This window comes from Pseudomonas sp. S1_G07 (assembly GCF_054668565.1).
Genome location: NZ_CP162778.1, coordinates 3,690,154 through 3,705,409, shown reverse-complemented (window position 1 = coordinate 3,705,409; position 15,256 = coordinate 3,690,154). Strand labels below are relative to the sequence as shown.

Below are 15,256 nucleotides of genomic sequence, written 5' to 3'. Positions count from 1 at the left end.
CGTCGCCCATGTTGTCCACGTTCGTGCCGTTCATGCTCTTCGCCTTTGTCGCCTCCATCACGCCCGGCCCGACCAATATCCTGGTGCTGAGCAATAGCGCCCGCTACGGTTTCAAGGCGGCGTTGCCCATCGTCCTTGGCGCCTGCGCGGGGGCAGCGGGGCTGGTGTTGCTGGTGGGTTCGGGCGTCGGCCAATCCCTGGTGCATTGGCCAATGCTGCAAACCGCGATGCAGTGGGCCGGTGTTGCCTGGTTGAGCTACTTGGCGTGGCAGATTTTCAGCGCACCGGCGCAGCCCGTCGATACACCGGCAACGCAAAAGCGCCTGGGCCTGGGCGGTGCCGCCAGCCTGCAACTGATCAACCCCAAAACCTGGATGATGGCCCTGGCGGTGGTCAGCGTATTTGCCGGCAACGGCACCGAGCGCCAGGCTCAGGTGCTGTACCTTTCTCTGGTGTTTTTCCTGGTCTCCCTGCCCTGCCTTGCCGCCTGGGCCGCGCTGGGGGCGGGGTCCAGCCGGGTGCTGCGCTCGCCCACGGCCATGCAACGCTTCAATCGCTGCATGGCCGCGCTCCTGCTGGGCTCAACCTGGCTGGGCGTGCTGATCTGAAGGCAAAAAAAGGGGAAGCCGAAGCTTCCCCTGTGCAAGTGAATGATTGTCTTAGAAGTCGTAACGCACGCCGAAGTTGACACCCCATGGCTGGTCGATCTTCTTGCCTTTGCTGGTTTCGAAGTCGGCATGCAGCTTGACGTTCTGCGACACCGACATGGCCACGCCGGCTGCCAGTTCGATGCGCGAGCCCGACAGGTCGTTGTTGAAGCTCTGGTCGTTGACGAACACCTTGTTGCTCTGGTCGAACTCATGTGCCCAGGCGGAGCGCAGGTACGGCTGCAGTACACCGCCGCTTTCGAGCTGGATGTTCTTGCCGGCGGTCATACCGATTTTGCCGACCACGGAGCTGGAGCGATCACCCTTGGCGTGCAGGCCATTGGACAATTCATAGCTTTGCGCCTGGGTGATGGTCGCCGACAACTGGCCATAGGGCTCGACGAAATAATCATTGTCCAGCTTGATATGGCGACCGAACTCGGCCGACGCACCGACGGCGTTTTGCGCGTAGTTGCCCTTGGCTTTCTTGCCGTCACTCATGGTCACGTTGTTTTCAGTGTGCAGGCGATTGAGCTTGGCCACACCGTCGAAGTACAAGCCGCTTTCGGCGTCCAGCCAGGTGGCGTAACCGCCCACGTAGTAGCTCTTGACCTCACCGCTGCTGCCACGGGTGAGGCTCAGGTCGGAGGTACTGTGACCGCCCATCACACCCGCAATCCATTGGCCGTCACCGCTGGACAACGGCGCATCGGCACCGATGGTGAAGCCTTTCTGGGTTTGCGAGTAACCCGCGCCGTTCTTGTTCGCGGCCACATCGAACTTGTTGCCGTAGCTGCGCATCCACAGACCGTTACCCGCGCCTTCACTGAAGCGCAATTCGCCCATGCGTGTGCGCAGGATGCTCATCTCACCGTACAACACGGTCGGCGCACTGTTGAACAGGGCCAGCACCGAGTGAGCGCTGGTGCTGGTGCCTCGACGCGTCGGGTCGAGCAGCCAGTCGGTACCGTCCTGCTGCAAGCCATAGGCAAAGGCACCGATATCCACGGTGTCGCCTACCAGGGAGAAGTGCGCATCACCGCCTTCGGTGTGCACCACCTTGATCGGTTCGCCGCTGGCCAGTTCCGAACCGGTGGCGGCCAGCAACAGGCTGTGATTGCCTTCCGCACGGCCCTCCACGTTGAGGAAGTCGGTCTCGTGGGTGGAGAAGTCCGTGTGCATGACAAAGGTGCCATTGCCTTCCAGGCTCTTCACGTCCAACTGGTAAAACTCATCCGCGCCGCCAAAATGCACGGCACCGCCGCCCATCTTCAAGGCCTCGACAGTGCTATCGCCCACCAGCACCCACTTGGAGGCGTCGTTCACGCTCAGCTCGGCCACGTTTTTCAACTGGCCGGTCAACGAGGAGCCGTTATTGAGCTGCAACTTGCCGGTGCTGCCCTCTTCGACGACGACATCGCCGATGAGGTCGCTGTAGTCGACGTTCATGTTGGCAGTAGAGCCGCCGGTGACTTCCAGGATATTGCCGTTGCCACCGGTGAGGGTCGAGCCGTTGCGCACCTGGATATCTGCGTTGGTCCCCGCCCTTGCGAGGATCGCGGAGCCGTTCGTGCCTTCGACGCTGGAACCGTCCAACACCAGGGCGCTGTCCAGAACGCCGGAGGAGCCGTCAATGCCCATTTGCACGCCGTTTGCGCCGCCGATAATGCTGCTATCGGTGGCAAAGGCTTGCCCACTCATCAGTGAGACGCCGACACCATCGGCGTTCGTGGCCTCAATGTGAGAACCGGTAAAATCCAGCACGCTGTAGGCGCTGGCACTGGCGCCGCGATTGGTGCCGATGACGGTGCTGTTGAACACCTTGATATTGGTGCCATCGGTGCCACCCAGGGAGCGCCCGGCGATCAGGGCGGTCCCGTTGCTATGGATGACATTGCTGTTGCTGATCGACATGTCGCTGCCGGTAGCACGGATAGCGGCGCTGGCCGAGCTGCGAGCGATGACATCGGAGCCGTCGATACGGACCTGCGAATTCTCGGCAATAATGTCTTGGGTAGAACTGCCCGGCGTGACCACCAGAGTGGCGGATTGGGCACGAATATCCCGGGTGACAGCGCCCTCGACCGTCAGGCCGGAACCTGGGCGTAACTCAAAACGATCCGGCGCAGGACCGGGGCGTACATACTCATCGGCCCCGGTGACAATGCGGGCTTCGGCGGCATGAGCCATGACCATGAGCAGCGTGACAGCCTTGGCTTTCATCGCGAGACTCAAGGGCGAAGGCTTGAAGTTGAATACAGATGACATCTAACGAACCTCTGGGTTGGCGTTCCATTACGGAAGAAACTGGCCGGTTCCAAAGTGCGTGGGACCCTGCCAATCGAGCGGCGCCAACGTTATCCAGAGTGGTTACCACTTTATGTAGGACTAATCTCAAGTGCCTGCCTTATTGGGCTACATGGCAAGTAATCCCAACTAAGGGAGGTCAACCTCCCATCCATCGTTATAAAAAAACGCCAAAGAGGAGCCGTGCTCCTCTTTGGCGACAACTGATACCACTATGACTTGGGTGGTACGGGTTTTACGGGTTCTTCGGGGTCTACGAGTGGTACGGGAGTTCCGTCGCAAAAGACCCCGTTTTCCCCCCCGACCAGGTGACCACGCACCCGCGGTGTGGCTTCAGCGGAATTAACCGTGCCGCCAGGCAACGTGACGCTGTAGTAAACCCTGGCTGAGCCGGCGAGTCGGGAATCTCTAATGGGTTGAATCCGTTTGAAGCGTGTGTAGTAGTTCTCCACTTCAACGTCAAACCCATTGACCACCATGGCTGGCGTCAGTGGCGGAGAGTCTTTGAACCCATAGACTGCAGGCACTTCATTGGTGCCCGCATCATCCCGGTAACCCCGCCAATGCACCCTGACAATCATGTTCAAGGAGAAATTCGTTGAGGGCGGGACATGCACCACAATATTGCCCAGTGCAGGCACGAAGCTGTCGCAATTGACAATTCCATCGCCACTGCCTACCACGTTTCGAACGGTGGGAGCCGCGAAGGCGATGGTATTGGCCGTTACCACCACGAAGGTATCGTCCGAATTTTGTCTATTGGAAGTGCCTGTGGAACCGATGGCGTAATGCACCTTCTTCGTGCCATTGCCATGATCGGCAATGAAGCTCCAAGGGATCTGCATCGTTACAAGCTGGAATGCCGAACCGTTTGGTACGAACAATGTGTCAACCTGTACGCCCTCATAGTAGAGATAGATTGTAAATGGGTGGGCATCCGGCGTTGGGGGCACGTCCCACAACCTGATGCGGACTATGGCTGGCAGGGTCTCATGATCGGGCGTCAGCTCATTGTCCTCACCCTCGTCACCTGCTGCATCCTTGCCTTTGACCAGCGCCGGGTTCAGCTTAGGGTTGATCAGACTCGGTGCGTCCGGATTGGTTGGCCCGACGACGAAGAGGTCCAGCTTCGCTTGCGTGGTCAAGAGCGCGGGGTAGCTGACTGACCGACGTTTTATCACGTAGGAAACGGTCATCTCCAGTTCCCCTTCCGTCGCGCCATACAGCAGCAGCAGCGTCGGATACCCAGCATGCACCTGGACCGGAAAAGGATTACTGCCCAGCGGCACATCGGGCAGCGTCTGTGAGCTCACTGAGGTGGTCAGGGTCACACTGATAATGTCGCCCAAAGCGCCGCGCAGAAAGTTATCGTAGGCCGGTATGCGAATGTTTGCGCCATTGAGTTGCGCAGTGTCATTACGGTCGATCAGTCGATCACCGGGCACCGCCAAATCGATCGTGGCCGGCTTGAAGTTAGTCGGCGCGGGAAACAGCCCCACATCAAAAACAAACTGGGACGACAACTTCGCGGGGTTTCCCGCTGCATCGTGCAACTCGTAGCGCAAACTGCGCAGCCCATCTTCACTGCCTTGGATAACCGACAAGGGCAAGGGAATGCTCAAATCGGCGGGAAGTACCCATTTCGTGTCGAGGCTGCCAGGAATGGGCAGATAGGGCGTATCCGAATTGTTGTAATACAACAACACATAGTCACCCTCTGCGCGCCCGTTATCGGTGTAGTCGGGCACAGAAAACAGGGCAGTTTGATTAGGCAACCCTTCGAAGTATGCGAGTGTGGCAGGTGTCGGCAAGCCTGCCGGCGGCAATGGCGCGGGGATCGGCCCCACGTGGCTGTAATAAGGCGGCGCAAGGTCAACAATCAACAGTTGCGGTAACGATAGGCTGGCATTACCGACATTATCGACGAACACCTCGTATTGCAGCAGATGAGCGCCAGGCGGGCGCCGCGCCAATGCGACGTTGACTGGCACACCGGTGGGTGAGGGTGAGGACACGGTAAATACTACGAACGGGATTTCCGGCCGAATCTCGTCCAATGGCCACATCCAGACACGGACGGTGTCCGGGAAGCTTGGGTTTGTACTGAAATCCTCCCAACGAGGAATTAAAAACTCCATGGTCTCTTTGAGCGCGGTATTGCGATCAATTAAACCGGGAAAGCCCGGCACCTGGCCCTCGTAGGAACCATCGGGCAACGCATTGAGTCGGGTGCCTGCTCGACGACGACTTTCAAAGCAACGGATAGTGTCTTGCGTCTTTCTGTCCATCTTTTTCTCCAGTGCTGGTTAATTACAGCGGTGTTTTCAAGACGTGCGACAACACACGATGTAACTTCGTGAATACCCACACCCAACGAATAACGGCATACATCTATAAATATTAAATAAGATACTTAGTGCAGTGTTATACCTAAAACACTACAACGATTTAGTTCTTTTCATCCTCAACGAGCGTGGGCACGTCATTTGAACAAACAATGACATCATCTGCCTTACAATACCGACCCACGCCGCCCGGATAAAGGAGATCCACTTTAATGCGTCTGCGCACCGATTCACCGATAATGAAACCGGCGCGTCGCACTTGATACCAAGCCTGCGCGGAGCCGTAATTGCGCATGGGAAGGACTTTTTCTTCATAGGGTACGACCGTGAAGTTCAAGCCATTTTCCAGATCGGCATTACTTTCGAAGGCGTTATCATCCATGTATCGCGATGAATCAATCACTGGCGGTTGCCAATTGCTCGAGAGGAAACCCTCCCAGAAAAACGTCACCACATCATTCAGTGCAAAATGCTCATTGGGTGTGACCTTCCACTTTACGCCGTCAAATACCCGCAGACTTGAACAACAGGACAAGTAACCGCCGGGACCGACCAAGGTATTTACTAGAAAGGGGACTGGGAATGAAAGTAATGTACCGGTCACGACATTGACCAAGGTATTACCAGATTGCTGATCATTCACTCCGTTACTGGTGGTGTAATAAACGGGTAATTCGGGATTAATGACACCCTGCATGGCGGCCCACGAAATAACAGTGGAAAACACCAACTGCCCCTCTATATCCCCGGCCTGTACGGTATAACTGGCGACCGGCCCGAGACCGTTGTTCCAGTAAAAGCGCAGGACCTCACCCGGCTGCGGGTTTTGGTAAAGCAGCACGCGCGCGCGCGCCTGCCGGGTTGTCATCATGGTTCACCACGTTCAGGGTATTGGAGGTAAGCCCCCACACTTGCGCCACGGGCAAGTCGGTATTGAGCAAGGCAGGCGCATTGGCATGATCCTGCCCGGCAACCGTGAAATTCACATTCACTGGAATGTTGAACGAAGGGAAAGGTGGCAGGCCGCTGCGGATAATCTCATAGCGCACCGGCACCGTTTCAGGCACCAACGCGTCAGTCAAAGGACCCCGCATCACACTCCAGGGGACTTCGACATCGCAAGGAAAACTGTTCACAGGCACCCTGGCCGTCGGCCGCTGCTTCCAATACACGATGACTTCATCGCCTGGCGCCCAATCGGTATAAGCATTTACCCGCACGAAGACACCGGCCCTGGCGTCTTCGCGATTGATCAGCAGATCGTCGTAGCGCGGCGGTACGATTTCCGGGTTGGGTCGAGGCCCCGGCATCTCGATCAGCGCCAGTTGAAATGGCAACCCTGCACTGCGATCGCTGTAGTTACCCGCCTTGTCAAAAACCCTGAAAAAAATGTATGCCTGGCCATTAGTCAGGCTGCGAAACTCGTCGGCGGTCAGTGAGGCAACCAACGGGTCTGCGCTCGAGACCAGCTCATACCTGCCGTTCTCCTCGGCTATCGGTGGGTTGGCCAGATTCGACAGGTAAAAATAGACCGTGTCGCCATTACTGCGGCCGATATACGGAGGTATATGGAAGGCAACGTTCGGGTTTGCACTCAAGTAAGCTTCGTCCACCCCCGCGGTCCCCGGCGGCACAACAAACTCCAGACGATCCGTGGGGTTCAATAACTGCGGCGGGTCCATATCGACCGTCAGTGTTCTTTTGGGGTTGAGTTCGGCGACGCCTCCAAATGAGTCAGTCACGGTGTAATACAGTTCGACAGGCCCGGACTGCGCACGCAGCACCAGCAAAGGAATATGCATGATGTGTTCGGGCGGAAACGGCGGCGGCGGCAAGCCGATAGTCCGCGCCTCCCAGTGAACCACCGTGCCTCCTCGCGCCCAATAAAGGGTGAGGATATGCGGTGTATCCAAAGGCTCCGGAACAGGATTCCACATGGGAATGCGGACCTCGAGCGGCGCGAGCATATAGGCCGCCGGAATCAACCCCATCGGATCGGAGGGGTCCACACTAGGAATGTTCATCGGCAAAAGTGACAGTGGCCCCGGCAGGGGTTGCGCGGTCACCGCTGGAGGGTTTGAGAGGGTGGTGCCGGACATAACGAGTTCCTCAACGATGCAACGAGAATGCGCCAGTGGCCGAAGGCTGGCAGCCTGTCGAGAAAATTAAACGCCCTATTTCAGTCCTTCGAAACTGTCAGAACTAACAGGTCGCGTATGCCACTCGTCGGTTTTCAATGGTCCTGGACCGAGGATGCCTGCCGATTATTGCTTGACGATCTATCTCACATGGTGTTCTCTGAAACCGGTTTCATTGACGCTCATGAAACCTCGACTCCAATAAAAAAGGCACCGCCGTGACTTCATTCTCCGCCGCCCAGCGCAGCCGCGTGACCATGCTCGACGTCGCCCACCGCGCCGGTGTGTCCAAAGCCAGCGTGTCACGCTTTATCGGCGACGACCGCGCCCTGCTCTCCGATGCCATCGCCCTGCGCATCGAGCAAGCCATCGATGAACTCGGCTACCGCCCCAACCAGATGGCCCGTGGCCTCAAGCGCGGCCGCACGCGCCTGATCGGCATGCTGGTGGCCGATATCCGCAACCCCTATTCCATCGCCGTGATGCACGGCGTCGAAACCGCCTGCCGCCAGCACGGCTACAGCCTGGTGGTGTGCAACACCGACCGCGATGACGAGCAGGAACGCCAGCACCTGGCCGCGCTACGCGCATACAACATCGAAGGGCTGATCGTGAACACCCTCGGCCATCACCTCGAGCCATTGCTGGAACTGCAACGGGAAATGCCCTTGGTGCTGGTGGACCGCAAGGTCGAGCCGCTGCACAGCGACCTGGTGGGGTTGGACAATCCGGCAGCCGTGCGCATGGCGGTGGAACACTTGGAGCAACAGGGCTATCGCGAGGTGTTGCTGGTGAGCGAAGCCATCGATGGCACCAGTTCACGTTTGGAGCGCCTGGAAAGCTTCAAGGCCGAAATCGCCCGCCGCCCTATGTTGACCGGCGCGGTGCTGGAAATGGACGACGACCTGCAACACCCTCTCCAGCTTTTTCTCGCCAAACCCGGCCCCAAGGCCGTGTTCTGTGCCAACGGCATCGCCGCGCTGGCCTGCACCCACGCCCTCAAGGCATTGGGCTGCAACCTGTTCGACGATGTTGGCCTGATCGCTCTCGATGATCTGGACTGGTACCCGTTAGTGGGCAATGGCATCACCGCCCTCGCCCAACCGACCCAGGCGATTGGCGCGAGTGCCTTCGACTGCCTGCTCAAGCGTTTGCGCGGCGATACAGCGCCGACGCGCACCCTGGATTTCCTGCCACAACTGATCATCCGAGGCTCAACTCGATCCCCTGTGGGAGATGGCTTGCCTGCGATAGCGGCGTGTCGGGTCCCTTGATTGGCCTGATACGACGCTATCGCAGGCAAGCCAGCTCTTACAGTTTGTTTTGCGCTCAAAAATGAAACCGGTTTCAGAGGTAAACAACAATGCACAAATACCCCGTCTCCATCAGCCTTTCCAGCTACGGCGCCGACCTGGTGCGCGAGCAGGGCCAGTTGAGTTTTGTCGACCTGCTGGCCGCCGCCGGGGCTCGGCGCATCGAGTGGCGTGAAGAACTGCTGACCAGTGAACACCCCGCGCAGTTGGCTCAGGCCGCTATCGAACAGGGTCTGGAGGCCGTGTTCTCATCGCCCCTGGAGTTGTGGGTCGCCGGTCGCGCCCAGCCGAATGCCGAACTGAACGCCACACTGGACCGCGCCCACGCCTTTGGCGCGCGCTGGCTCAAAGTCTCCCTCGGCTATTTCACCGACACCAATGACCTGCAAAGCCTGCACGCCCTGCTCAATCGGCACCCCGTCAAACTGCTGGTGGAAAATGACCAGACGCTGCACGGCGGCCGCATCGAGCCGCTGCAGCGCTTCTTCTGCGAAATCGAGCGCCTGGGCCTGCCGGTGAAGATGACCTTCGATATCGGCAACTGGCAGTGGCAGGACCAATCGGCGCTGACCGCCGCGCGCCTGCTGGGCCGGCATGTGGACTACCTGCATTGCAAAGCCGTAGCGCGCCGCGCGGACGGCAAACTGGTGGCACTACCGCCCCGCGCCACCGACCTGCATCTGTGGGAACAACTGCTCAAGCACATGACTCAAGGGATTACCCGGGCCGTGGAGTTTCCATTGCAAGGCGATGATCTGGTTGAAGTCACCGCCCAACAGGTCGCCACCCTCGCCCTGCTAGGCCAACCGCGTGCGGAGAATGCCCATGTCTGAGATCGATATCCTCTCGTTTGGCGAAACCATGGCGATGTTTGTCGCCGAACAGACCGGCGATCTGGCCCGGGTCACGCAGTTTCATAAACGCATTGCCGGGGCCGACAGCAATGTCGCCATCGGCCTGTCGCGCCTGGGCTTCAAGGTGGCCTGGCTGAGCCGGGTGGGCAACGATTCCCTCGGCCGCTTCGTGGTCGACACGCTTGAGCAGGAAGGCCTGGATTGCCGGCATGTGACGGTGGATCCGTTGCAACCCACCGGGTTTCAGTTCAAGTCCCGCGAAGAAGACGGCGCCGACCCGCAGGTGGAGTACTTCCGCAAAGGCTCCGCCGCCAGCCATTTGTCCATCGCAGCCATCAGCCCCGCCCTGCTGCAGGCGCGGCATCTGCATGCCACGGGGATTCCGCCGGCATTGTCCGAGGCCACCGGCGAACTGTCCCGCGAGCTGATGACACAGATGCGCAAGGCCGGGCGCAGTGTGTCGTTCGACCCTAACCTGCGCCCGTCGCTGTGGGCCAGCGAGCAGCAAATGATCCGCGAAATCAACGCCCTCGCCCGCCTGGCCGACTGGGTACTGCCGGGCCTGGGCGAAGGCCGTTTGCTCACCGGTTTTAACGACCCGGCCGATATTGCCGCGTTCTATCTCGACCAGGGCGCCGAAGCCGTGGCGATCAAGCTCGGTGCTGATGGCGCCTACTACCGCACCCACATGGACCAGGGCTTTGTCGCCGCCGTGCAGGTGGACAAGGTGGTCGACACCGTCGGCGCCGGCGATGGTTTTGCCGTGGGCATGATCAGCGCCCTGCTGGAAAATTCAAGCTTCCCCGAGGCGGTCCGGCGCGGCAACTGGGTCGGCAGCCGCGCCGTGCAAAGCCGTGGCGACATGGAAGGCCTGCCCACCCGTTCTGAATTACCCACCCGATCCGTTGCATGACCCACACCCTGTTGCCACAACTACAACAAGCTCAGGAGCAACCCCATGGAAACCGTGAAACTCGCCACCCGCCGTTGGTGGTACATCATGCCCATCGTTTTTATCACCTACAGCCTGGCGTACCTGGACCGCGCCAACTACGGCTTCGCCGCCGCCTCCGGGATGGCCGAAGACCTGATGATCACCCCCGGCATGTCGTCGTTGCTGGGAGCGCTGTTTTTCCTCGGCTACTTTTTCTTTCAAGTGCCGGGGGCGATCTACGCGCAGAAGCGCAGCGTTAAAAAGCTGATTTTCGTCAGCCTGATCCTCTGGGGCAGCCTGGCCACCCTGACCGGGGTGGTGTCCAACGCCTACATGTTGATCGTGATTCGCTTCATGCTCGGCGTGGTCGAGGCGGCGGTCATGCCGGCGATGCTGGTGTACCTGTGCCACTGGTTCACCCGTGCCGAACGCTCGCGGGCCAATACCTTCCTGATCCTCGGCAACCCGGTGACCATGCTGTGGATGTCGGTGGTGTCGGGTTACCTGGTGCAGCATTTCAGCTGGCGCTGGATGTTTATCGTTGAAGGCTTGCCAGCGGTGCTGTGGGCATTTATCTGGTGGCGCCTGGCCGATGAGCGGCCCAAGGACGCCAAGTGGCTGAGCGACAGTGAGAAGCACAGCCTGGAAACCGCCCTGGCCGCCGAACAGGTGGGCATCAAGGCCGTGAAGAACTACAGCGAAGCCTTTCGCTCGCCCAAGGTGATCATCCTCGCGCTGCAATTCTTCTGCTGGAGCATCGGTGTGTACGGCTTTGTGCTGTGGCTGCCGTCGATCCTCAAGGCCGGTTTACAGATGGACATGGTCGAAGCCGGCTGGCTGTCGGCGCTGCCCTACCTGGCGGCGGTGATCGGCATGCTGGTGGTGAGTTGGGGCTCGGACAAGCTGCAAAAGCGTAAGCGCTTTGTGTGGCCGCCGCTGTTGATCGCCTCGATTGCGTTCTACGCGTCCTACGTGCTGGGTGCCGAACACTTCTGGTGGTCCTACACCTTGCTGGTGATTGCCGGCGCATGCATGTATGCGCCGTACGGGCCGTTCTTTGCCATCGTGCCGGAAATCCTCCCGGCCAACGTAGCGGGGGGCGCCATGGCGCTGATCAACAGCATGGGCGCCCTCGGCTCGTTCGGCGGTTCGTACCTGGTGGGTTACCTCAATAGCAGTACCGGCTCGCCCGGCGCTTCATACCTGCTGATGAGCGGCGCGTTGATGATGTCGGTGGTGCTGACGATTTTCCTCAAGCCCGGTGCCAGCGATCGTGAACGCGCGCCTCTGGCGCCCCTTGCAATGAAGGTAAAAGCCCGATGAAGAAGTCTATCGTTTTATACAAAAAACTCTCCGCGCCGCTGATGGCCCGCCTGCATGCACAGGCCGAGGTCACGCTGATCGAAGCGCTGGATGACACCGGCCTGGCCAAGCTGCGCGACGCCCTGCCCGGCGCCCATGGCCTGTTGGGCGCCAGCCTGCGCCTGGACGCCAGGTTGCTCGACCTGGCGCCGCGGCTGGAAGCGGTGGCCAGCGTCTCGGTGGGGGTCGACAACTACGACATCGACTACCTGACCCAACGCGGCATCCTGCTCAGCAACACCCCCGACGTACTCACCGAAACCACAGCCGACACCGGCTTTGCATTGATCCTCGCCACCGCAAGGCGCGTGGTCGAGCTGGCCGACATGGTACGCGCCGGCCAGTGGAACAAAAACATCGGCCCGGCGCATTTCGGCAGCGATGTCCACGGCAAGACCCTGGGCATCATCGGCATGGGCCGCATCGGCGAAGCCCTGGCCCAGCGCGGGCACTTCGGCTTTGGCATGCCGGTGATCTACCACAGCCACTCGCCCAAGCCGTTGGTGGAACAGCGCTTTGGCGCGCAGTACCGCAGCCTCAACGACTTGCTGCAACAGGCCGACTTTGTCTGCCTGACACTGCCGCTGACCGCCGAAACCGAAAAGCTGATCGGTGCCGAGCAATTTGCACTGATGGGCCCGGAGACGATCTTTATCAATATCTCGCGGGGCAAAGTGGTGGACGAGGCCGCGCTGGTCGAAGCCTTGCAGCAACGCACCCTCCGCGCGGCGGGGCTGGATGTGTTCGAAAAGGAACCGCTAGATCACAGCTCGCCATTGCTGCGCTTGAACAACGTGGTGGCAACGCCGCATATCGGCTCGGCAACCCATGAGACGCGGGAGGCAATGGCCAAGTGTGCGGTGGATAATCTGTTGCAGGTGTTGTCCGGGGAAAAACCTCAAAACCTGGTGAACCCAGGGGCCTGGAAGCTCTTCCAAAGGGTCAGATAACGAACCTGGCCACCATCGCGTTCAAGTCCACCGCCAGGCGCGACAGTTCATGGCTGGCCGCGCTGGTCTGGTTGGCACCCGCGGTTGACTGAGCCGCCAGGTCGCGGATGTTGACCAGGTTGCGGTCCACCTCGCGGGACACCTGGGCCTGTTCTTCCGAGGCGCTGGCGATCACCAGGTTGCGCTCGTTGATCAGGCTGATGGACTGGGTGATCTGCTCCAGCGCCACACCGGCGGCGCGGGCCATTTCCAGGGTGCCCTGGGTGCGTTGGTTGCTCTGCTGCATGGACTGCACCGCGTCACCGGTACCGTTCTGGATACCGGCGACCATTTTCTCGATCTCCTGGGTCGACTGCGCCGTGCGATGGGCCAGGGCGCGGACTTCGTCAGCCACTACCGCAAACCCGCGCCCGGCTTCACCGGCACGGGCCGCCTCAATGGCGGCGTTAAGCGCCAGCAGGTTGGTCTGCTCGGCAATGGCGCGGATCACGTCGAGTACTTTGCCAATGTCCCGACCTTGCGTGGCCAGGCCTTCGATCATCACGGCGGTGTTCTGCACGTCCTGGGTCATGGTCTGGATCGCGCTGACGGTTTCCATCACGCGGTCACGGCCTTCGCGCGCGGCCTGGTTGGACTGCCCGGAGGCCTCGGAGGTGGACACTGCATTGCGCGCCACCTCTTCCACCGCAGCGGTCATCTGATTGACCGCCGTGGCGGCCTGGTCGATTTCATTGTTCTGTTGCTGCAAACCTTTGGAGGCTTCCTCGGTGACCGAGCTCAACTCCTCGGCGGCGGAGGCCAATTGCGTGGCTGAGCCGGCAATATGCTGGATGGTCTGGCGCAGGTTGGTTTGCATGGTCGACAGGGCACTGAGCAGGCGCGCGGGCTCATCCTTGCCATCGTCCTCGATGGTTGTGCTGAGGTTGCCACCGGCGATGGTTTGGGCCACGGCCACAGCCTTGCGCAACGGTGTGACGATGCTGCGGGTGAGCAGCCAGGCCAGCAACACGGTGAGGAGCGCGGCGGCGACCGACACCGCCACGACGCCCGTGATAGCGCTCTCATAGCTCTGCCCGGCTTCCGTGTCTGCGGTCCTGGCGTCGGCAAGGTTGATCGCGATCAGCTTGTTGAGCTGCTCGCCCATCTGGTCAGTGCCCTCCTTGATGCGGCTGTTGATCAGCGCGCGCATTTCATCGACCTTGCCCTGCTTGGACAAGACCAGCATGTCGGCCTGGGCCTTGAAGTAATTGTCCAAGGTCACGCTGAAAGTCTTGTACAAGGCCGCCTCCTCCGGGCCTTGAGGCAGCGTGGCATAACCGGCCTGGGCGGTTTTCACCTTGTCGACCAGCACGCCAATGCGGGTTTCCGCCTCCTGCAGGGCAGCGGGCTCGCGGTTGACCAGTACGCGAAACGACAGGATGCGCATGCGCAGCACGTTTTCGGTGAGGTTGCCCAGGTACGTCACGCTGGGCAGCTGGTTGGCGCTCATGTCCAATGAAGATTGACGCATCAGCGTCATACGCTCGAACGCAAACACACCTAACACCACCACTAACACCGCAATGAATGCAAAACCGAGAAACGCACGAGGGGCAATATTAAGATGGCGAAGGGACATAGGGCTGCTCTCTGAAAGTGTGTTTGCGAGCATCCCTGCCGCGAAACGATCCGCCAGCGTCAACGCGCTGCCCAGACCTTGGTCACCCTTGTTGTTATTGATAGGTGAGCCTGTTAGGAGTATCGGCGGGGTTTGGCATTTTACGCAGGGCGTTTATAAATATTTTTTTACACTTCTGACGATCGGAGGTTTCTGGCATGCTGCGCCCGCACTTGCCTGCCCGACGCGTTCATAAAGCTGGAGGAAGATGAATCTGGTCCGGATTCTTCTACCCTCAAAGTGATACAGCACCCGGACGTCACGATATAGGAGCACTTTTTCATATGCGCAAGTTCATGGTTCTATCGCTGTTGCTGCTGACCTTGAGCGCCTGCGCGCTGTTCCCCCATCGCGACCCGGTCACGATCAACGTGGTGGGTATCGAACCGCTGCAAAGCCAGGAACTGGAGGTGCGCTTCGCGGTGAAACTGCGGGTACAGAACCCCAATGAAACCGCGATCGACTACAACGGCGTGGCCCTGGACCTGGAAGTGAATGGCCGGCCGCTGGCATCGGGGGTGAGTGACCAGACCGGCAGCATTCCACGCTTTTCCGAGACGGTGCTGATGGTGCCGGTAAGCGTTTCGGCGTTTTCGGTGTTACGCCAAACCCTGGGCCTGAGCCAGACCCAGAGTTTGAACAACCTGCCCTACGTGCTGCGCGGCAAACTGGCCGGTGGGTTGTTCGGCACGATGCGGTTTGTGGACCGTGGCACACTGGACTTGCCGAACACCGCGACCTGGTAACCA

The 15,256-nt window shown here is 59.8% G+C and carries 12 protein-coding genes; 7 read left to right on the top strand and 5 right to left on the bottom strand.

Annotated elements, in window-relative coordinates; all coding sequences use genetic code 11:
- Positions 1-8: 8 nt before the first annotated feature.
- The gene (locus AB4O05_RS17025) at positions 9-608 is read left to right on the top strand and encodes a LysE family translocator (protein WP_460136478.1); all 600 of its coding nucleotides are present in this window, start codon (positions 9-11) and stop codon (positions 606-608) included.
- Between the two features lie 51 nt (positions 609-659).
- On the opposite strand, the gene AB4O05_RS17020 is transcribed toward AB4O05_RS17025, so the two are convergent.
- The 4 genes from AB4O05_RS17020 to AB4O05_RS17005 form a co-directional block, all read right to left on the bottom strand.
- The gene (locus AB4O05_RS17020) at positions 660-2,915 is read right to left on the bottom strand and encodes an autotransporter outer membrane beta-barrel domain-containing protein (protein ID WP_460136479.1); all 2,256 of its coding nucleotides are present in this window, start codon (positions 2,913-2,915) and stop codon (positions 660-662) included.
- Positions 2,916-3,166: 251 nt separating this feature from the next.
- A complete protein-coding gene (locus AB4O05_RS17015; RefSeq protein ID WP_460136480.1) occupies positions 3,167-5,242 on the bottom strand; it encodes a hypothetical protein in 2,076 nt (691 codons plus the stop codon).
- Positions 5,243-5,402: 160 nt separating this feature from the next.
- Positions 5,403-6,170, bottom strand: a complete 768-nt coding sequence (locus AB4O05_RS17010; protein WP_460164758.1) for a hypothetical protein — start codon at positions 6,168-6,170, stop codon at positions 5,403-5,405.
- Positions 6,109-7,398 carry a hypothetical protein gene (locus tag AB4O05_RS17005; protein WP_460164757.1) on the bottom strand — a complete coding sequence of 430 codons (1,290 nt, stop codon included), beginning with the start codon at positions 7,396-7,398 and terminating at the stop codon, positions 6,109-6,111. The genes AB4O05_RS17010 and AB4O05_RS17005 overlap by 62 nt, the downstream gene beginning before the upstream one ends.
- 257 nt (positions 7,399-7,655) lie before the next feature.
- On the opposite strand from AB4O05_RS17005, the gene AB4O05_RS17000 reads away from it, so the two are divergent.
- From AB4O05_RS17000 to AB4O05_RS16980, 5 genes are all read left to right on the top strand, one after another.
- Positions 7,656-8,711 (top strand): LacI family DNA-binding transcriptional regulator, encoded by a 1,056-nt coding sequence (locus AB4O05_RS17000; protein ID WP_460136482.1) that lies wholly within the window; start codon positions 7,656-7,658, stop codon positions 8,709-8,711.
- An 89-nt stretch (positions 8,712-8,800) separates the two neighbouring features.
- Positions 8,801-9,583 carry a sugar phosphate isomerase/epimerase family protein gene (locus tag AB4O05_RS16995; RefSeq protein WP_460136483.1) on the top strand — a complete coding sequence of 261 codons (783 nt, stop codon included), beginning with the start codon at positions 8,801-8,803 and terminating at the stop codon, positions 9,581-9,583.
- Positions 9,576-10,517 (top strand): sugar kinase, encoded by a 942-nt coding sequence (locus AB4O05_RS16990; protein ID WP_460136484.1) that lies wholly within the window; start codon positions 9,576-9,578, stop codon positions 10,515-10,517. Before AB4O05_RS16995 ends, AB4O05_RS16990 begins: the two co-directional genes overlap by 8 nt.
- 45 nt (positions 10,518-10,562) lie before the next feature.
- On the top strand, positions 10,563-11,861 hold the full coding sequence (locus AB4O05_RS16985) for an MFS transporter (protein WP_460136485.1): 1,299 nt from the start codon (positions 10,563-10,565) through the stop codon (positions 11,859-11,861).
- Positions 11,858-12,850, top strand: a complete 993-nt coding sequence (locus AB4O05_RS16980; RefSeq protein ID WP_460136486.1) for an NAD(P)-dependent oxidoreductase — start codon at positions 11,858-11,860, stop codon at positions 12,848-12,850. Before AB4O05_RS16985 ends, AB4O05_RS16980 begins: the two co-directional genes overlap by 4 nt.
- On the opposite strand, the gene AB4O05_RS16975 is transcribed toward AB4O05_RS16980, so the two are convergent.
- Positions 12,843-14,468 carry a methyl-accepting chemotaxis protein gene (locus tag AB4O05_RS16975; RefSeq protein WP_460164756.1) on the bottom strand — a complete coding sequence of 542 codons (1,626 nt, stop codon included), beginning with the start codon at positions 14,466-14,468 and terminating at the stop codon, positions 12,843-12,845. The genes AB4O05_RS16980 and AB4O05_RS16975 overlap by 8 nt on opposite strands.
- Positions 14,469-14,791: 323 nt before the next feature.
- Between AB4O05_RS16975 and AB4O05_RS16970 the strand changes: the two genes are divergently transcribed.
- Positions 14,792-15,253 carry an LEA/WHy family protein gene (locus AB4O05_RS16970; protein WP_460136488.1) on the top strand — a complete coding sequence of 154 codons (462 nt, stop codon included), beginning with the start codon at positions 14,792-14,794 and terminating at the stop codon, positions 15,251-15,253.
- Positions 15,254-15,256 lie beyond the last annotated feature (3 nt).